At 64.3% G+C, this 20,230-nt stretch carries 11 protein-coding genes; 6 read left to right on the plus strand and 5 right to left on the minus strand.

The annotated features are described in order from the left end of the window. Window positions 1–236 precede the first annotated feature (236 nt). A complete protein-coding gene (locus AB4Y82_RS16485; protein ID WP_441604859.1) occupies window positions 237–1,262 on the plus strand; it encodes a LacI family DNA-binding transcriptional regulator in 1,026 nt (341 codons plus the stop codon). Between the two features lie 99 nt (window positions 1,263–1,361). Here AB4Y82_RS16485 and AB4Y82_RS16490 read toward each other — a convergent pair whose 3' ends face one another. The 5 genes from AB4Y82_RS16490 to AB4Y82_RS16510 form a co-directional block, all read right to left on the minus strand. Beyond that, on the minus strand, window positions 1,362–2,849 hold the full coding sequence (locus AB4Y82_RS16490) for an MFS transporter (RefSeq protein WP_441604841.1): 1,488 nt from the start codon (window positions 2,847–2,849) through the stop codon (window positions 1,362–1,364). After that, the gene (locus AB4Y82_RS16495; protein WP_441604842.1) at window positions 2,846–5,050 is read right to left on the minus strand and encodes an alpha-L-rhamnosidase-related protein; all 2,205 of its coding nucleotides are present in this window, start codon (window positions 5,048–5,050) and stop codon (window positions 2,846–2,848) included. Before AB4Y82_RS16495 ends, AB4Y82_RS16490 begins: the two co-directional genes overlap by 4 nt. An 11-nt stretch (window positions 5,051–5,061) precedes the next feature. Beyond that, a complete protein-coding gene (locus tag AB4Y82_RS16500; protein ID WP_441604843.1) occupies window positions 5,062–7,395 on the minus strand; it encodes a TIM-barrel domain-containing protein in 2,334 nt (777 codons plus the stop codon). Beyond that, window positions 7,395–8,969 (minus strand): alpha-amylase family glycosyl hydrolase, encoded by a 1,575-nt coding sequence (locus AB4Y82_RS16505; protein ID WP_441604844.1) that lies wholly within the window; start codon window positions 8,967–8,969, stop codon window positions 7,395–7,397. The genes AB4Y82_RS16500 and AB4Y82_RS16505 overlap by 1 nt, the downstream gene beginning before the upstream one ends. Window positions 8,970–9,145: 176 nt before the next feature. Next, window positions 9,146–12,031, minus strand: coding sequence for a TonB-dependent receptor (locus AB4Y82_RS16510; protein ID WP_441604845.1), 2,886 nt, complete (start codon window positions 12,029–12,031; stop codon window positions 9,146–9,148). A 515-nt stretch (window positions 12,032–12,546) separates the two neighbouring features. On the opposite strand from AB4Y82_RS16510, the gene AB4Y82_RS16515 reads away from it, so the two are divergent. The 5 genes from AB4Y82_RS16515 (at window position 12,547) to uvrD (ending at window position 20,228) form a co-directional block, all read left to right on the plus strand. Beyond that, window positions 12,547–14,163 (plus strand): alpha-glucosidase family protein, encoded by a 1,617-nt coding sequence (locus AB4Y82_RS16515; protein ID WP_441604846.1) that lies wholly within the window; start codon window positions 12,547–12,549, stop codon window positions 14,161–14,163. Between the two features lie 164 nt (window positions 14,164–14,327). Continuing rightward, the gene (locus AB4Y82_RS16520; protein WP_441604847.1) at window positions 14,328–14,546 is read left to right on the plus strand and encodes a hypothetical protein; all 219 of its coding nucleotides are present in this window, start codon (window positions 14,328–14,330) and stop codon (window positions 14,544–14,546) included. A 181-nt stretch (window positions 14,547–14,727) separates the two neighbouring features. Continuing rightward, entirely contained in the window at window positions 14,728–15,900 is a 1,173-nt protein-coding gene (locus tag AB4Y82_RS16525) for an FAD-dependent oxidoreductase (RefSeq protein ID WP_441604848.1), read from the plus strand. A gap of 118 nt (window positions 15,901–16,018) precedes the next feature. Beyond that, complete coding sequence (locus AB4Y82_RS16530; protein WP_441604849.1) at window positions 16,019–17,974, plus strand: serine hydrolase domain-containing protein; 1,956 nt, start codon at window positions 16,019–16,021, stop codon at window positions 17,972–17,974. 58 nt (window positions 17,975–18,032) lie between these two features. Then, window positions 18,033–20,228 (plus strand): DNA helicase II, encoded by a 2,196-nt coding sequence (uvrD, locus tag AB4Y82_RS16535; RefSeq protein WP_441604850.1) that lies wholly within the window; start codon window positions 18,033–18,035, stop codon window positions 20,226–20,228. Window positions 20,229–20,230 lie beyond the last annotated feature (2 nt).

Raw genomic sequence — 20,230 nt, forward strand, 5'->3', positions numbered from 1 at the left:
TTCTTATATCTCGGATGCACGCAACGGCATCCGCGGGCTCGCCACCTCCCTGGACGAGCCCAAACGGTAAAGCGAACCTCTCCCCTGGGTTTCGCTTTCCACCCCGGCCCCGAGGATTCCCCCCTAATCCTCGGGGCTTTTTCCTGCCTGGCATCCAGCCCAGACGCATGAAAGGACAGCGAGCACACAAGCCGCTAGGATCTGCGCACTGACTCAAGAGTCACCGCTGCGTGCAGATCAAGGGAAAAGTCACCTCATTCGATATCGCCCACCTGGCCGGGGTCTCCCAGTCCACGGTGTCGCGCGCCTTGCGCGGCAGTCCGCTGGTCAACGAGGAGACGCGCCGGCGCATCCAGGCCGCGGTCGATGAGCTGAACTACAAGGTCGACAAGAACGCCTCGGGCCTGCGCGCCAAGCACACCGGCACGCTGGCCCTGCTGCTGTTCGAGGACCCGACCGCGGACGAGTCCCATATCAATCCGTTCTTTCTTTCGATGCTCGGCTCGATCACCCGCGCCAGCGCGCAGCGCGGCTACGACCTGCTGATCTCGTTCCAGCAGTTCTCGCGCGACTGGCACGCCGACTACGCGGACAGCATGAAGGCCGACGGCATCATCCTGCTCGGCTACGGCGATTACCTGGCCACGCGCGACAAGCTGCAGAAGCTGGTGGACCAGGGCACCCGCTGCGTGCGCTGGGGCGCGGTGCTGCCCGATCAGCCGGATGTATCCGTGGGCTGCGACAACCTCAGCGGCGGCCGCGAGGTCACTGCGCACCTGCTCGAACAAGGCTGCCGCCGCATCGCCTTCCTGGGCGACGCCTCCAGCCACTATCCTGAATTCTTCGATCGCTATCGCGGCTATGCACGCGCCCTGAGCGACGCCGGGCTGCACGTTGAGCCCTTGCTGCAAGTCAATGCGGAAAGCACTGAGCGGTCCGGCTACGACGCGCTGGAAACGCTGCTGTCGCGGGGTGTGAGCTTCGATGCGGTGTTCGCCGCCAGCGACCTGATCGCTTTTGGCGCGATGCGTGCGCTCGCCGACCACGGTCTGCGCGTGCCGGACGATGTGGCGCTGGCGGGTTTTGACGATATCCCGATGGCGAGCTTCGTCAGTCCGCCGCTCACGACGGTATTGCAGGACACCAAGCTCGCAGGCGAGATCCTGGTCGACAATTTGCTCGCGCTGATTCGCGGCGAGCCGGCACAAAGCGGGATGTTGCCGGCGAAGTTGATCGTGCGGAAATCCAGCGTCAAACGCTGAAGAAATCCCACTGTAGGAGCGCACTTGTGCGCGACAACCCGATGGCGATGACGTCTGGTAGTCCGCGGTCGCGCACAAGTGCGCTCCTACATTTTGAGATTAATGCGCTACTACCGGGTCCAACCGCGTCGACGGTTCTGCGACCCGCAACGTGCACAGCCCCGCGATCAGCAGGCTCGCCCCGCCCATCGCCAGCGCCCAGATCGCCTGGCCATGGAAGAACAGCCTCAGCAACAGGCCCAACACACTGGCCGCCATCAGCTGCGGAATCACGATGAAGAAATTGAAGATGCCCATATAGACGCCCATCTTCGACGCCGGCAGGTTGTCCGACAGCAGCGCGTACGGCAGCGACAGGATCGAGGCCCACGCAAAACCCACGCCCACCATCGACAGCAACAGCCACTGCGGATCGCGGATCACCAGGATCGACAGCAGGCCCGCACCGCCCAGCGCGCAATTGAGCAGATGACTGATGCGCAGGCCCCAGCGACGCACCATCCACGGAATGGCGGCAGCCGCCACCGCCGCGAAGGCGTTGTACGCGGCAAACAGCACGCCCACCCAGTTGGCACCTTCGTTATAAGCGGCCGAATGGACATCGGTGGTGCCGTAATGCACTGAAGTCACCGCAGCCGTGGTGTAGATCCACAAGGCGAACAAAGCAAACCAGGAGAAAAACTGCACGACGGCAAGCCGGCGCATGGATTCGGGCATGCCGTAGAGATCGCCCATCACCTGCTTCAGCATGCCGCTGCTGCGTGTGATGGACAGCCATGAAAACAGTGCGCCGAACAGCACCAGGCCGCCCGCCAGCAGATACAGCTCTTTCTCCAGCGCGTAGTGGCGGATCGCCACCAGCAGCGCGGCGCCCGCGATGATCAGCAGCACGCCGAAGCGCCACGCTCCCGACGCGTTCGTCACGGTGGTCTCGACCTGACCATCGGTGAAAGCTTCCAGCTCACCCGGCGGATATTCGCGCGTGGTGAGCACCGTCCACAGCACCGAGCCCAGCAGCACCACGCCGCCGAGATAGAACGCGTATTTCACCGTATCGGGAATGGCGCCCTCGCCCGCCACATTGCTCACGCCGAGCTTGGCCAGCAGCCAGGGCAGCAGCGAGGCCACCACCGAGCCCACGCCGATGAAGAAGCTCTGCATCGCATAGCCCACGGGGCGTTGGCGCGGCGGCAGCTGGTCGCCTACGAAGGCGCGGAACGGCTCCATCGAAATATTGATCGAGGCATCCATGATCCACAGCAGCCCTGCCGCCACCCACAGCACCGGCGAGTTGGGCATGCACAGCAGCGCCAGCGTGGTGAGCACCGCACCGATCAGGAAATACGGACGACGACGGCCCAACTTTGTCCACGTACGATCGGACAAGTAACCGATGATCGGCTGCACCAGCAGACCCGAGAACGGCGCGGCGATCCACAGCGCCGGGATATCGCCGACGTCCGCGCCCAGGGTCTGGAAGATGCGGCTGACGTTCGCGTTCTGCAGGGCGAATCCAAACTGGATGCCCAGGAAACCGAAGCACATGTTCCAGATCTGCCAGAACGACAGCTCGGGCTTGCGCGTCATGGCTTGGCCGTGACCGGCGACGGCGACACCAGCATGGCCTCGACCTTGGTATCGTTGACCGGGCCGCTCGCCCCGCCCTGCTCGCCGGTGTAGTGCGCGTTGTGGCGCAAGTCACTCATGTTGAATCCCTGGTCCAGTCGGTAGCGGCAAATCGCACCCGCCCGCGTCAAGAAGGTGGCCGTGGCGGAGCGCTGCGTGCCCACACTATGCGGCATCACCACCGGTACGCGCTGTGGCGCTGCACCATCGCACGACACGTCCAGCAACTTCACCGCGGCGGTGACGCCGGTGTTGATCGGCCCGTGGTCGTTTACATAGTCGAATGACACGCTGAACGAGCCATCCTTCGGCGCCTTCCACTCCCACGGTCCTGGCCCTGCAAGGCGCGTTTCCTCGCCCTTGCAGGTGGCCATGCTCGGCAAGGATTCCAGACCGTCGTCTCCGACGCGCGTGAGCTGGAAGCACTGGCGCGTGTTGCCCTTGGGCAGCGTGAGGCTGCCGTCGATCGGGCCCACGCGATGGCCGTCCAGATACAACATGCCCTTGCCCTGGAAACCGACCTGCCAGCGATTGCCGTTTTCGGTAACCGCGGGCGCATCGGGCATCTCCGCAGCGAACAGCGGCGCATCGGTGCGCAGCGGCTTTGCGCCGGAATGAATCGCCTTCAGCTGCACGATGGTCTCGTCGCCCTCGCGATGCTGCGACTGGGTCACCAGCAGATCACCGTCGAGCTTGGCCGGACGCACCAGGGTGATGCGCTGGCCGGCCAGATCCAGCGTGATTTTCTGCTTGTCGCCAAACAGCGGCGCTACCCACGACGCAGGCAACTTCGGTTCAATGTGCCCGCCATCGTCGAGACCGAACACACCGCTGATCACCATGTCGAGATAACCCGCCACCGACCACAGCTGACGCGGCGAATTGACCACCGGACCACTGAGCTTGCCCTCGTCGACATGCACGGCCTGGGAGACCAGCTCGTAGTTCTCCATATTGGACGAGGCGAGCGCGGCGCCGCGCAGGATCGAATCCATCTCGTGCGCAATGCGCGTCGAGTCGTTCACCGTGCGCGCGGCGCGCAGCGCGTAGGCACTCACGAACGGCCAGATCGCGCGGTTGTGATAGACCGGCTGATCCTTGCGCTCCGGCCAGATCACCGGGCTGCCCGCCTGCCAGGCGGGATAGTTGTCCAGCGACTGCTTCGCCCTGGGGGTATCGGCCACGCCGCTGGTCACCGCCAGCGAAATGCCGAGCAGGTCGTAACTGTCGACCGGCATGGCTTCGGGACCGAGGTAGCTCATGTACATGCCGCGGTCGGTGCGCCAGAAGTGCGCGTTGATCGCCTGCTTCAGTGCAGCCGCCTGCACGCGAAAGTCCTTGGCCGAAGCATCGTGCTGCTGATCCGCCAGCTGCGCCGCGAGTTGCAGGGCCTGGTAGTGCAACACGTTGGTGGACAGCGCGAACGATTCGCCGATATAGCGCACGTCTTTCTCGGTCCACGCGGGATAGGTCTGTTCGCGCCAGTCGAGGAAGGAGGTTTCGCCGCGATAAAGGCCCAGCTTGCTGTCGAAGACGTAGAGACGATCCTGCGCCAGCGTGTCCTTCAGCGCACGCCAGGTGTCCTCGGCGAACGCCTTTTGGCCCAGCAGATGCCTGGCACCGAGGAACCACACCACGCGATCGGTGCTGATCGGCCAGCTGCCGCCCGAACCGGTGTCCTGCATCACGTAGAGGCCTTGCGTGGCCGCGGGCTCGCGCACATCGGAGAGCTTGAAGCGCAGCGACTCGCGCGCTCGATCCGCATCGATGCGCCACAGTGCGAGGTCAATCGAGTACGAGACGTCGCGCGTCCACACATACGGCCACTTCTCGCCCGTGGCGTAGCAACGGCAGGGAATTTCCTTGCCGTGGTCGTAGGCACCGTCCTTGATGGCAGATACCGCATCGTGGCTGAGATCGTCCTGCGCCATCGCGAACAGGCCATCGAACAGCGGGCTCGCCGTATGCACGGACAACTTCTGAGCGGCAATGCTGCGGTCGCCGTTTGGAGCATGGAGCACGAAGCTGCCGTTGGCCTCGCTGCTCATGCTGGCGGTTTTGCCCTTCCAGCTCACATCGCCGTGGGGCGTGATGGCCTGGGCATGGACAACGCCGGCAAGCAGCGATGCTGCGCAAGCCAGCGCGAGACGCGCACGACGCATGGGCGCGCCACTCACGGCTGCACCGCCGACGTGTTCAGCTGGATGTTCTTTGCCTTGCCCGCTTCCACTTTCACGTACGTCACCTCGCCAAAACGATCACGGCCATGCGCCCAGCCTTCGCTGGTGGATGCGCGCAAGGCATCGAGACTGCCGAGTACCGGCAGCGGCTTGCCATCACTGCTCACGGCGCCGGCCGGAGCGCCGTGGATGGCCAGCACGTAATCCTGCAACGCCGGCTTGAATTTGCCGCTGACCGCCGCTGCATGGAAGTTCACCACGTTACCCTCGCGACGCACCGACAGCGCCTGCAGGAAGTAAGCCCCCTGCTCGTAGCCGTAGGTGTCGCCGTCGTCTTCGTAGACGCTGAAAGCCGTTTCGCTGTCGGACGGGAACACCTGCACATCCAGCGATGTCACTGGCTGCTGGCCGACATGGTCCATCACCGGCTGCTGCGGGATGATGGCGCCTTCGCGCACGAACAGCGGCACATCGCTCCAGTTCGTGGCATCGACGCTCAGCGTGATCTCGCGATCGCCCTCGTACGCCTTGCCATCGAACCAGTTGATCCAGCGTCCGTGCGGCAGCTGCAGATGCTTGACCGTCTGGCCCTGCTCCACCACCGGCGAGACCAGCAGGTAATCGCCGAACATCCATGCGTCGATGCGATCGCGCTGGGCGGGATCGTTCGGATAGACGAACTGCAGCGGACGCACCAGACCCACGCCGTTGGCGTGCGACTGGTACTCATAGCTGTAGATATAGGGAATCAGCGAGTAGCGCAGGCGGATCGCCTCGGCCGCGGCCTTTTCGGCGATCGGCCCGTAGACCCACGGCTGGCGTTTCTGGCCGAAGTCGGCGTGCACGCGGAACACCGGCGTGAACGCGCCGAACTGGATCCAGCGGGCATAGTTCTCGGGCACCGGCATCGGCGCCTTGAAGCCGCCGCCGTCCATGCCCCAGTGCATCGCGCCGACATCGAACGCAGCGAGCATGCGCTGGCGTTGCGCGGCCATGCTGGCGAAACCGCTCTGGATATCGCCGGACCACACGCCATAGGCGTAGCGCTGGGCGCCCAGATAGTAGTTGCGGTTGATGGACCACACGCGTTTATTGCTGATGCCGCGCTGACCGTCGTACAGGGCGCGCTGCATGTTGAGAAATTGCGTATCGACGCCGCTGTCGTCGGCTTCGTCGTTCCACCAGCCCACGATGCCGGTCTCGAAGGAATGCTTGAGCGCATCGTTGAAGAACCACGTGCGCACTTCGGGCTTGTCGAAATCCACGTCGCGCACGGGCTTGTGCGAGAAGTAGTCGGGGGCCAGTTTCGACTGCGCCAGCCAGTAGCCGCGTTCGGTGGCTTCGCGCCCTTCCACCGTGTCCACATGCACGCGCGGCTTCATGATGCCGGTCATGTGCATGCCGCGCTCGTCCATCTGCTGCTTGAGCTTGCCGTCGGGGCCATCCGGGAATTTGTCGGTGTTCCAGCGGAATTCGCCCATGTCCTCGCCCCATGCCTTCCAGTCGAAGTCGAAGGTGAAGTTGTCGATGGGGATGTGCTTGGCCCGGTAGGTGTCCACCAGGGTCAGCGCTTCCTTCTGGTCGATGCCCCACTGGCTGTTGGTAAAACCCATCGCCCACTTGGGAAACATCGGCGCCGCGCCGCTGATCTGGCGCACCTGGGCGAACAGCGCATCGGGCGCGCCCACCAGCAGATAGATGGTGTGCACCGCCGTGTGCGGGGCCTGGATGCCGATGCGGGTGGCCGACAGATCGAACTGCGCCGGCTCCGCGTCGGCGAGCACGCCGTAGCCGGCCGTGCTCCACACGAACGGCGCACCGGTATGGCCCTGCCTCCCTGCAGTCGCGATCTGCTTGCTGTTGCGCAGGAGATTGCCGGTTTGCGCATCGAAGGCATTGAGGCCGCCGATGCCGTACTGCGGATCGCCCTTGGTATGCGCCAGCGACCAGCGGCCGTCCATCGCGTGCGAGAGATCGGCGCTGAGCAGCAAGCGCCCCTTGGGGTCTTCCACCTGAAGTTGCGAGCGGCGCGAATTCCAGCGCATGGTCAGTTGCGCTGAACGCAGGATCTGCTCGTCGCCCTGCGTCTCGCGCATCACCTCGACCGGATCGAAACTGGCCTGCTGATCGATCACCGGGGTGGCCGGCTCGCGCGTGCCGTCCACGCGCAACTGCACGATGCCCGGCGCCAGCAGGCGCAGTTCCAGCTTGCCCTGGGGCAGGCTCAGTTCCATCCGGTCGGCGCTGGCGTCGTTACGCACGGCCATGGCCGCCGGCGTGACGGCCATGGCGCCCAGCAGCGCCAATGCAAGCAGGCGCGGCCGCATCAGCGCACCACGACGGTGCTGTAGGCGGGGAGCTGGAGATGGCCATGGTCCAGTGCGGCGTGGGCTTGGGTGGTCAGTTGCACGGCGGCGTCCTTGGGCAGGAGATCCCCCTTAGGTTTCCACACTGCGCTCTTGCCGGAAAGGTTATGCACCACCAGCAGCTTCTGCTTGCCGTCGTTGCGCCAGTAGGCGACCACGTTGGGCAGGCCGGTGGCGACCACGGTCAGGTCGCCGTCGCGCAGTGCGCCGTTCTGGGCGCGCCAGCCAATCAGCGTGCGATAGGTGTTGTACAGCGAGCTGGCATCGTCCTGCTCGGCCTGCACGGACACGGCCTGCCCCTGGTTCACACTCGAAGGCTTCCAGCGAGACTCGCCCGGGCCTGCTTCACGCGTCCAGCGCATCGGCTCGCGCAAGTTCTCGTCGGGCTTCTTGCCTTCCATGCCCAGCTCTTCGCCGTAATAGATATACGGCCGGCCCGGCAGGGTCAGCAGCAACGCGGCGGCCATGCGCATATGCTCGACGTTGCCGTTGAGGCGGCTCATCACGCGTTCCTGGTCGTGGTTGGACAGGAAGGTGGAGTCGATATGCGGGGTGTCACCAGCGACTTTATAAGCGTCGTAGGTGGCCTTGAGCAGATTGCCCAGCTGGCCCGCACGCTCGCTCTTGGCGCTGACGATCAGCTGCTCGGCCAGCGGGAAGTCGAAAATCGAACCCAGCGGCTTGAGGTAGGGCGCGAGTTCTTTCGGCGAGGTGGCGCTGACTTCGCCCACCAGGGTCACGTTCGGGTGCGTCTTGGCCAGCGCATCGTGGTACTCGGTCCACCATGCCACGTTCTTGTCCAGCGCCTTGGCGCTGTGCACGTCCGACTTGAAGTCGACGTAGATGTGTTTGGCGGCATCGAGGCGGAAACCGTCCACGCCCTTGCCCAGCCAGTACTGGCCCACCTTGATCATCTCCGCGCGCACGGCCGGATTGTCGTAGTTGAGGTCCGGCATATGGCCGCCGAAAACACCGATGTACCAGCCATCGTTGCCGGCGTGCCAGATCGGCGTATCGGTGGCGCTGATGGCCTTGAGATCCGGCTGTTTGGACGTCCAGCTATACCAGTCGCGATGCGCGCCATCGGCCTTCTGCGCGTCGACAAACCACGGATGTTCCTTGGCCGTGTGGTTGATCACCATGTCCATGGTCACGGCGATGCCGCGCTTGTGCGCTTCGGCGACGAGATGCTCCATGTCAGCCGTCGTGCCGTACTGCGGATTGATGCCGTAGTAATCGGTGATGTCGTAGCCGTGATAGCTGGGCGAGCTGTTGATCGGCATCAGCCAGATACCGCTGATGCCCAGCGATTTGAGGTAATCGAGCTTGGCCGTGACGCCGTTGAGATCGCCGATGCCGTCGCCGTTGGTGTCGTACCAGGCGCGCACGAAGATCTCGTAGTAGACGCCGGACGATGGCTGGATATTGGAAGCAGGCGGCGGTGTTGCGTCGGCTGCGCGTGCGCCCATCGGCGCGGCGCCGAGCGCAAGAGAGAGGGCGAGCGCAAGAGAACTGAACAGGCGATTCCGGGACATGCTGAGCTCCATTCGAAGGCGACTGGCCATCGACGGAACGGTACACCGGAACGCAGACATCGCATCGGACCGGAAACCGCTACGCCGGGCCTCGCGGTGTGTGGATGCCGTGCAGAACACACAGCACCGGAAAGCATCGCGCCGGCACTCCTTAAGGAGGCCGGCGCGATCGTGGCTTACAGCTTGAAGTTGACGCCGAGGTAGCTGGTACGACCGAAGTACTGGATCGTGCCGGTCTGTGACGGGTCGGAACCGAAGTAGGTACGGGTCGGCTGATTGCTGAGGTTCAGCATCTGGTAGACCACGCTCCACTGGTCGGTGATGTTGTACGAGGCCTGGAAGTCGTACACCGTTTCAGCGGCGAAGGTGACCATCTGGTTGGTCACCGACATCTGCGTGTCGGAGGCGAACTTCGAGCGGTAGTTGCCGGACAGTCGGGCCGAGAACGGACCGTAGTCATAGAACACCGCCGCACTCGCCACGCGCTTGGACAGACCCGGCAGACCGATATACGAGGTCGGACCGCCCAGCGTGGTCGGGTTGCTCACCGTGCTGTGGGTCAGCGCGAGGTTGGCCTGCACACCCAGACCTTCCCAGATGCCCGGGAAGATGTGGTTCTTGGCGAACGACATTTCCAGGCCGGTGACTTCGCCACCCTTGGCGTTGAATGCCGTCTGGTACTCGCCATTGAGGTACGGCTTGCCCGTGGTCGGATCGGTCGGCACCGGGATGCCTGCCGAGGCGAAGTCGAAGTTGTTGTACGTGACTGCCTGGACGAACGACTTGATGTCCTTGTAGAACACGCCGGCACTGACCAGACCGCTGGAGTCCTGGAAGTAGTGCTCGTACGTCAGGTCATACTGCGTCGCGCGCAGCGGATCGAGCAGCGGGCTGGTGCCGCCCCAGACGTTGTAATAGTTCTGGTTGCCTGCGGTCGACACCCACGAACCCGAACCGGCCAGCATCTGGTTGATCGGCGGACGCGCGAGCACCTTGGCGGCGGCGAAGCGCATCTGATCTTCGTCGGTGAAGTGGTAGATCAGGTTGAGCGACGGCAGCCAGTCGGAATAGGTCTTGCCGACGGTGAGCGGCGCGTAGTCGAGGCTGGTGTTGCCGTTGCCGTCGGTGATCGGAATACCGGCGCCATTGCCCACCTGCTGCAGGCCATTGCTGTACTGCGACTGGTGCGAGTAACGGAAGCCGACGTTACCGGTCAGCTCGTGGCCGAACACGTCCTGCGCATCGATGTCCGCCATGAAGTAGACATCGCGGGTCTTCTCGTCGACCGAGCCGCTCTGGATCTCCGACCAGCTCTGGTCGGTGATGTTCTTCACCGGATTGGCCGTGATGCCATGGGCGGCAAGAATCGCCGGGCCGTTGAGCTGCATGAAGCACGGGTAGCCCGAGAACTTGCCGCTCCAGCAGGTGACCTTGGCGGCGCTGGCCGGAATGGTGAGCGGCAGGGTGCCGCTGCCACCCCACTCATTGCCATACACGTAGACCTCGCGGTCCGCGTTGTAGGTGTGATTGTTGACGTACACACCTGCTTCCAGCGCGGAGAACCAGCCGCTGTTGGGCAGGTCGTACTTCACGTCGGTGCGGAACGCCTTCATCTTGTCGTGATAGATGTAGGGGTACACGCCGTAACGCGACAGCGCCAGGTCGTTGAGGTTGGTGTACGCGCCCGGATTGGCGAACGACACCGTGCCGAGGCTGCGACCAGCCAGCTGGTAGGTGGTGGACTGTCCCATCAGCTGCGGGTTGGCGGTGCCAAGACCCGTGTACGGATCAGCCGTGGTGTCCACGTTGATCTCGTTGCTGGTGGCGCGCGATAGCGACAGGTCGGTGTTGACGTGCCAGCGGTCGTGGTTCCACTTCATGTTCAGGCCACCGGAGAACACGCTGGTGTCGGTGGAGTAGTTGTCGGCCGTGGTCTCGTTGGAGAAGTTGCCGCCGCCGGTGCTGGTGATCGTGCCGCCAGTCATCGTGCCGTAGGGGCCAAGCACGGCATTGGAGATCAGCGCCTGGTTGCCGTACATGTTCTGCGAACGGAAACCGTAGCCGAACGAGGTGTTCTTGTACTTGGAGTAGAACGCATCAGCGCCGAACTGCAGTTCGTCGGTGGCCTTCCACACGATGGTGGCGACTTCGCCGGTGCGGCGCTCGGTGCCGCCGTTCTGCTGCAGCTGAAGACCCTGGGTCAGATACGCCTGCTGACCGCTGGGCAGCGTGACCTTGTTGCCATCAGAGGCTTCGCCCACGAACTGCTCGGCCACGTGCGGCTGGTACATCTGCGCCACGCCCAGGCCCACGCCCAGGGTGTCATTGAGGAACTTGCCCTGCCATGCCGCGCTCACGCGATAGCCGGTGGAATTGGCGCCTGCCACATCGCCCGCCTGGCTGTTGTAGCTGCCGCGCGCGTCGATGTTGAGGTTCTGCTCCTTCGGCGCATTGAGCGGGTTGGCCGTCTCCATGCCGATGGTGCCGCCGACGCCGCCGGTGATCAGCGAAGCCTGCGAGGACTTGTACACCGTGGCCATGTTGATCAGCTCGGACGGGTACTGGTCGAACTGGATGTAGTTGCTGCCGCTGGTGGACGGCTGCTCGCGACCATTGAGCGTGGTCTGGATGAAGTTGCCCGAGAGGCCGCGGATATTGATCTGCGAAGCCTGGCCAGCGATGCGCTCAGCGGACACGCCCGGCAGGCGGGTCAGTGCATCGGCAATGGACTGGTCAGGCAGACCGCCGATGTCGGCCGGGGTGATGACGTTCTGGATCGTATCGGCATAACGCTGATAGTCGATCGCCTTTTCCATGCCCTGGTTGTAACCCGTCACCGTGATGGTGGACAGGCTCTTGGCCAGCTGCTCGTCCTGGGTCGGCTTGCCCTGATCGTCCTTCTTGGTGGACGGATTGGTCTGCGGGCCTGCGTCTTGCGCACTGTTGGCGGCGGCAGTGCCGGTCGCGTTTGCGCCCGCATCCGCCGGCGCTGCATGAATATTCGCCGTCAAACAAAGACCGGACGCCAGCGCCAGGGCCAGCACATTACGTTTCAGTTCCACCGTCTTCCCCTCCCACGGGTTTGCACTTCATCTTTGGTTTTGTAGTTGCCGCAGCGATCCCCACAGACCGCCGCGGGCTACGCGCCAGTGCAAGCCGAGAAATCTTCGGAGGGCCCCGTCGCGTGGCGGCCATGGTAGGGCTGCAAAAAACCCCGAACAGGCCTATGCATACGTATTCATGACCCGGTTTTTTTGTGCACCTTTGACAAAATTCTAAGGGGTGCGAGTCTCACGGCCGTTGTCTGCGTACGGTTGGCCGCCACTGCGCATTGCGCTCGGAAAACGGATGACGGCGCGGCTTGCGGAGCTTCAGCGCACCTCGCCGAGCGCAAGTTTCGCCGCTCCGCGACGAAACCTTTTGCTACCTGCTGCATCGCAATATCCCGATTTTCTGAATACGTATGCAGTCGAAGCGTCCGCTTTGCACTCTGCCTTTAAGCTGCCCCCCGCGCTTCGCAATCGGAGCGATTAGATCTGCGCGCGACGCAGGCATTGGGCGGGAACGGGACAAGCGAATGAGTGAAGCACCCTGGTGGCGAGGAGCCGTCACCTATCAGATCTATCCACGCAGCTTCATGGACACCAACGGCGATGGCGTCGGTGACCTGCCGGGCATCGTCGACAAGCTCGACTATGTCGCGAGCCTTGGCGTGGATGCGATCTGGATCTCGCCGTTCTTCCGCTCGCCCATGGCCGACTTCGGCTACGACATCGCGGACTATCGCGAAGTCGATCCGCTGTTCGGCAGCAATGCGGATTTCGACCGCCTGCTGGCCAAGGCGCACAAGCTCGGCCTGAAGGTGATGATCGACCAGGTGCTCAGCCACACCTCGATGGAGCACGCCTGGTTCAAGGAAAGCCGCGAGAACCGCGACAACCCCAAGGCCGACTGGTACGTGTGGGCTGATGCGAAAGCCGACGGCACGCCGCCCAACAACTGGCTCTCGCTGTTCGGCGGTTGCGCCTGGCAATGGGAACCGCGCCGCGGGCAGTACTACTTGCACAACTTCCTGACCTCGCAGCCCGATCTCAACTACCACAACCCCGACGTGCGCCGCGCCGTGCTCGACGAGGTGAAGTACTGGCTGGACAAAGGCGTCAACGGTCTGCGACTGGATGCGATCAACTTCTGCTTCCACGACCGCGAGCTGCGTGACAATCCGCCCAAGCCCGAGGAAAAGCGCGTCGGCCGCGGCTTCAGCCCGGACAATCCGTACGCGTTCCAATACCACTACTACAACAACACGCAGCCGGAGAACATCGCGTTCCTGGAAGAACTGCGTGCCTTGATGGACCAGTACGAAGATGTCGCCGCGATCGGCGAAATCTCCTCCGAAGACTCGCTCGCCACCACCGCCGAATACACCAGCGGCAATCGCCTGCACATGGGTTACAGCTTCGAGCTGCTCACCGATGATTTCAGCGCGGGCTATATCCGCGGCACGGTGCGCAACCTCGAGGCGCAGATGCTCGAAGGCTGGCCGTGCTGGGCCATCTCCAATCACGACGTGTCGCGCGTGCTCAGTCGCTGGGGCAATGGCCATGCCTCGCCGAAGCTGGCCAACCTGCTGAGCGCCATGGTGTGCTCGCTGCGCGGATCGGTGTGCGTGTATCAGGGCGAAGAACTGGGCCTCACCGAGGCGGACGTGCCGTTTGAGTCGCTGCAGGATCCTTACGGCATCACCTTCTGGCCGACCTTCAAGGGTCGCGATGGATGCCGCACGCCGATGCCGTGGAACGGCGGCATCAACGCCGGCTTCAGCGTGGGCGATCCGTGGTTGCCGGTGCCCGCCGAGCATCGCGCGCTGGCCGTGACGCTGCAGGACGCGACGCCCGATTCCACCCTCAACGGCTTCCGTCAGTTCATGGCATGGCGCAAGACCCAGCCGGCGCTGCGCTGGGGCAGCATCCAGTTCATCGATACGCCCGAACCCGTGCTCGCCTTCACCCGCAAGCACGGCGATGAGACGCTGCTGGTCGCGTTCAACCTGTCCAAGACGGCGGCAGCGCTGCCGCTGGCCGGCCTGGGCAAGCTCACTGCCATCGATGGTCATGGACTGAGCCAGGGCACGGCGACGGCCGATGGCCTGAGCCTGCCTGGCCACGGCGCGCTGTTCGCCCGCGTGGACTGACCTCGCTTTCCCCTCTCGACGGCGGCAGCCATGCTTCACGCCGCCGTCGACTTTTCCCTTTCCCTCTGCTCCTATGGTGGCGCGTCGACGACTTGGCGCGGTTTCACAGCGGCGTGACGCGCTCTGGCGATTCTTCGTCCGTCCACCTTTTCAAGGAGCTTTCCATGCGTGCAGTGCTGATCATCCTCGGCGTCATTTTGCTGGCCGGCGGCATCTGGGTCCTGTTGGGCCATGGCAGCTATCAGACCACCGACACCCTCGTGCAGATCGGCTCGGCTAAAGTCAGCGCCACGCATGACAAGGCGTTGCCGCAGTGGGTGGGTATTGCGGGGATCGTGGTGGGCGCGTTGTTGGCGCTCGGTGGGTTCTTCAAGAAGGGCTGATGCCTCCTTAGCTCGTCATTCCGGCGTAGGCCGGAATCCAGTTGCCGTGCATTCGGTTCTCGCGATGCGTCGAAGATCTCTTACGTTCGCGCGAAGACCGCTGCCCGTCGCTACTGGATTCCGGCCTGCGCCGGAATGACGAGCGTGTAAGCTTTTCGCGCCGCAACCTCTCGGAACGCCCATGGAACGCCGCCAATTCCTGCGCCAAGCCAGCGCCACGCTCGCCGTGGCCTCGACCGCGGGACTGGCCGCCTGCACCGCGCCAGCAGTGAAATCGCGCTCGGCCTCTACCGCCTGCTCCCCATCGCTGGCCCCCATCCGCGCCAGCACCGACCGCATCACCGGCGTCTATGTGTGCACGCGCCCGTTCCGTGCGGCAGGTCCGCGCATCGAACTGGAAAAAATCGGCAAGAAAACGTTGGTGCACAACTATGGCCATGGCGGCAGCGGCTGGTCGCTGTCGTGGGGCTCGGGCACGCTGGCGCTGCAGATGGTGCAGGCGAGCGGCGCACGCGAATTGGGCGTAGTCGGCTGCGGTGCGATTGGACTCACGACCGCCCTGCTCGCCCAGCGCGCCGGGCTGGCCACGCGCATCTATGCCAAGGCCTTGCCGCCGGAGGTGTTCTCCATGCGGGCATCGGGCCTGTGGACACCCGACTCGCGCATCTGCGACGCCGCACACGCCCCCGCCCTGGCGGACCGCTGGGAAATGATGACGCGCATTTCCTACGCGCGTTACCAGAGCCTGCTCGGCCTGCCGGGCCAGCCGATCGAATGGATCGACGGGTATTCGCTGGCCGACGCGCCGTTCGGCAAATTCCACGGTGAGGTGGCGGACGAACCCGAGTACGGCGAATTTGCCGACCGCGTGCGCGATCTCACGCCACGCCCGGTGGAATTATCACTAGGCCAGCATCCGTTCCCCGAACCCTATGTGCGTCGCTACACCACGCTGATGTTCAATATCAGCAGCTATGCGAACTATCTGATGAGCGAATATCTTGCGGCCGGCGGCAAGATCGAGATCCGCGAATTCGAACACGCCGAGCAGCTTCAACAGTTGCCCGAGCACACCCTGGTCAATGCCACGGGCTACGGTGCGCGCGCACTGTTCAACGACGATACGGTGATCCCCGTGCGCGGGCAGACGGCAAGGCTGATTCCGCAGCCCGAAGTCACGTACGGATTGCGTACGCAAAATCTCAGCGTGGTGCCACGCAGCGACGGCATCATGGTCCAGGTGATCGGCGACGGCGGCAACTACAACAACCCGGACATCACGCCGCAGCGCGAGGTTTCCGAAGCGGCGGTGCGCGAACTGGCCGATGTCGTTGCCCAGATGAAACGCGACTGAGCGCACGCTTCCAGCTGAAAACCACCTGACGCGCGTTGACGCCACGGCGACGCCACGCCACAAGGGGCGGTGCATACTTGCCCATCGTCCCCGCCGCATCTGCTTCAAGGAGTCCCGCATGCTCGCCATCGCGTCCACCGTGATGAGCCGTCTCCGTTCGCGGACATGCGCTGCGACGCTGACCCTGATGCTGCTGCCGGCCAGCCTGTGGGCGCAGGCGCCGATCCAGATCACGCCACTGCCGGAGGCCAAGCACGCCACCGTCACCCAGCTGGGCGCATCCGAACTCGACGCCCGCAGCCTGCAGCCCTGGCTCGATGGCGAAATGAACGCCCTGATGCAGAAGGGCGAGGTGACCGGCGCCGTGGCGGTGGTGGTGAAGGACGGCGAAATCCTCTATGCCAAGGGTTATGGCGAGGCGGACGCCGAGGCGAAGAAGCCGGTTGATCCGGCCAGCACGATGTTCCGCGTTGCCTCGATCTCGCAGTTGTTCACGTGGACGGCGGTGATGCAGCTGGTCGAGAAGCACAAGCTCGATCTCGATGCCGACATCAATCGCTATCTCGATTTCGGCATCCCCGCGCGCGATGGCAAGCCGATCACACTGCGCGACCTGATGACGCATACAGCGGGCTTCGAGGATGTGCTGAAGGATCGCTATGCCGCGGATCCCGCATCCCAGATGCCTTATGACGCCTGGTTGAAGCAGTGGGTGCCGTCGCGCATCTATCCCGCAGGCGAAATTCCCGCGTATTCCAGCTACGGCGCCACGCTCGCCGGATACATCGTGCAGCGCGTGTCCGGACAGCCGTTCAACGACTATATGGAGCGGCATATCCTGGCGCCGCTGGAGATGAAGCACGCCAGCTTCCGACAACCGCTGCCGGCCCCGCTGCAGGCGGACATGGCGCTCAATTACGGCAAGCGGGATACGCCGCCGCATCCGTTCGACTTGCGCACGGCGGTACCGGCAGCGGCCTTGTCTGCAAGCGGCGAGGACATGGCGCGCTTCATGATCGCGCACCTGCAGTACGGCCGTTCCGGCAACGCGCAACTGCTCGAACAGGCCACCGTGCAAACGATGCAGAGCTACCAGCGCGCGGCGATTCCCGGTCTTCCTGGTATGGCCCTGGGCTTTGCGCATCTGGATCATGGCGACCAGATCATCCTCGGCTATGGCGGCTCCCATGCCGGCTTCAACGGCCTGCTCGCGTTGTTTCCCGATCATCACACCGGCATTTTCCTCGCCACCGATGGCGGCCAGGGCCACCCTCTGCTGCGCGAGTTGGTGAACCGCTTCTCCGATCGCTATTTTCCGCCGTTGCCGCAATTGAAGCCGGCCACGCTGGCCACCGACAAACAACATGCGGCGCAACTGGCAGGTCGCTATACCTCCAGCATCACCTCGACCGACAACCTGCTCGCGCTGCGCAACCTGTTTCGCCAGACCATCATCAGCATCGCGCCGGACGGCACGCTGCTTACGCCGATGTTCGGCGCAGCGCATTGGCGTGAAGTGAAGCCGTATCTGTGGCTGGATGATGCCAGCGGCCGGCACCTCGGCGCGCTGGTGCGCAACGGCAAGGTGAGCATGCTGTCGGTGGATACGGTGTCGCCGATCGAGGTGTATCTGCCGGCCAGCGGCTGGCCGGCCTCGCGTGTCCTTGGCATGGTCATCGCGATGCTCGGCGCGTTCGCCCTGATCGCCTTGTCGTGGCCCGTCGTGGCGCTGCTTCGTCGGCGCGAGATATCGACGCTCACGGACCAGGACCTGCGTTGGTATCGCCTCAGCCGGCTCACCGCCATTCTCTACCTGCTGTTTGCGGGTGGCTGGTGCCTGCTGCTGCCGCGGCTGGGCGTGGCCCAGCTGGACACGCGGCTGCGACTGCTCCACATGGTCGGCATCCTGGCGGTGCTGGGTACGCTGGGAGTCGCCATGGAATGCTGGCGCGCCTGGCGCCGTGGCGGCAGCTGGTGGCGCCGGATCAGCGCCACAATCCTGCTGTTGACGTGTCTCGCCGCCATCGCGTTCATCGCCTGCTGGCACCTGCTGAGCCCGGGTCTCAACTACTGAGGCCCGACTCGGGCACCCTGGCGGGAACGGCCTTGCCTCCCCCGGTACAATAGGCAGGATGGATGTCTCCCACCTGATCGACAAGCTCAACGACGCGCAGCGCGAAGCCGTATGCGCGCCTCCTGGCCACTATCTCGTGCTTGCGGGCGCCGGCTCCGGCAAGACGCGCGTGCTCACGCACCGCATCGGCTGGCTCACCCAGGTGGTGGGCGTGTCGCCGTGGTCGGTGCTCGCCGTCACCTTTACCAACAAGGCCGCCGGCGAAATGCGCGCCCGCCTGGACCAGCTGATCCCGGGCGGTACCCAGGGCCTGACCGTGGGCACCTTCCACGGCATCGCGCATCGCCTGTTGCGCCGTCACTGGCGCGAGGCGGGCCTGCCGGAAGGTTTCCAGATCCTCGACGCGGATGACCAGCAGCGCATCATCAAGCGCGTGATCGCCGGGCTTGGCCTCGACGAGGCACGCTTTCCGCCGCGCCAGGCGACGTGGCAGATCAACCAATGGAAGGACGAAGGCAAGCGCGCGGACACCATCGAGCATCGCGACCACCCGATGACGCGCACCCTGGTGCAGATCTACCAGGCCTATGAAGAATCCTGCCGCCGAGCCGGCCTGGTGGACTTCGCCGAGCTGCTGCTGCGCGCGCACGAACTGTGGTTGCACAACCCGTCCATCCTCGATCACTACCGCGATCGCTGGCGCCACCTGCTGATCGACGAATTTCAGGACACCAACACGCTGCAGTACGCGTGGATCCGCGTGCTCGCCGGCCACACCGGCCAGGTGTTCGTGGTGGGCGACGACGACCAGGCCATCTATGGCTGGCGCGGCGCGAAAGTGGAAAACGTGCAGCAGTTCCTGCGCGATTTCCCCGGCGCCAAGACCATCAAGCTCGAACAGAACTACCGCTCCACCTCGACCATTCTCAAAGCCGCCAACAGCGTGATCGCCCGCAACGGCGGCCGCCTCGGCAAGCAGCTGTGGACGGATGGCGGCGAAGGCGAGCGTATCGCGCTGTACGCGGCCTACAACGAACAGGACGAGGCACGCTTCGTCATCGAGCGCATCCGCGAGTACGTCGCCGAGCATGGCCAGGCGCGCGATTGCGCGATTCTCTATCGCTCCAATGCGCAGTCGCGCAACTTCGAAGAACAGCTGATGCAGCGGGATATCCGCTTCCGCGTCTATGGTGGTCAGCGCTTCTTCGATCGCGCGGAAATCAAGGACGCGCTGGCCTATCTACGCCTCTCCTCCAACCGGCAGGACGACGCCGCGTTCGAGCGCGCGGTGAACACACCGCCGCGCGGCATTGGTGATCGCACGCTGGATGTGTTGCGCCGTCGTGCCCGCACCGAACGCAGCTCCATGTGGGAGGCCGCGCTCAGCGAACTCAGCGGCGGCAGCGAGCTGGCCGGCCGCGCAAAGAACGCGGTGAAGGCCTTCCTCACCATGATCGAGGACATGGCGCGTGCCTTCGCGGGCGCAGGCGTTGGCGACGCGCTCGCCCTGGCCGAACAGATCGACCACGCCATCACCCACACCGGCCTGCGCGACTTCTACGAAAAGGACAGCCGCGGCAACGCCGAATCGCGCGTGGAAAACCTGGACGAACTGGTCAACGTCGCCAGCCGTTTCGAGCTGACGCCCGATGACGAGGAAGCAGGCCTGAGCGAATTGTCGGCCTTCCTTTCGCACGCCGCGCTGGAAGCCGGCGAAGGCCAGGGCGAAGCCTGGGATGACTGCGTGCAGCTGATGACGCTGCATTCGGCCAAGGGCCTGGAATTCCCGGTGGTGTTCCTGGTCGGCATGGAAGAAGGCCTGTTCCCCAGCCAGCGCTCGGTGGAAGACGAAGGCCGCCTGGAAGAAGAACGCCGCCTCGCCTACGTGGGCATCACGCGTGCACGCGAACGCCTGTTCATCACCTATGCCGAATCGCGCCGCATGCATGGCGTGGAAATGCTCGCGCGCCCATCACGCTTCCTGGCGGAAATTCCGCCCGAACTGATCGACGAGGTCCGCCCGCGCGTGCAGGTGAGCCGCCCGCTTTACGGGGCACGTCCGAACAGCGGATCGAAGTCGCTGGAAGAGAGCATGCCGCTGACGCTTGGCCAGCGCGTGAGCCACCCCAGTTTCGGCGAAGGCATCGTGGTGACGGCCGAGGGCAGCGGCGCGCATATGCGTATCCAGGTCAACTTCGCCAACAGCGGCAGCAAGTGGCTGGTCTATGCCTATGCCAATCTGACACCTCTGTAGCC

Origin of the sequence: Dyella sp. 2YAF14 (assembly GCF_052114725.1) — a bacterium.
Lineage (GTDB): Bacteria > Pseudomonadota > Gammaproteobacteria > Xanthomonadales > Rhodanobacteraceae > Dyella.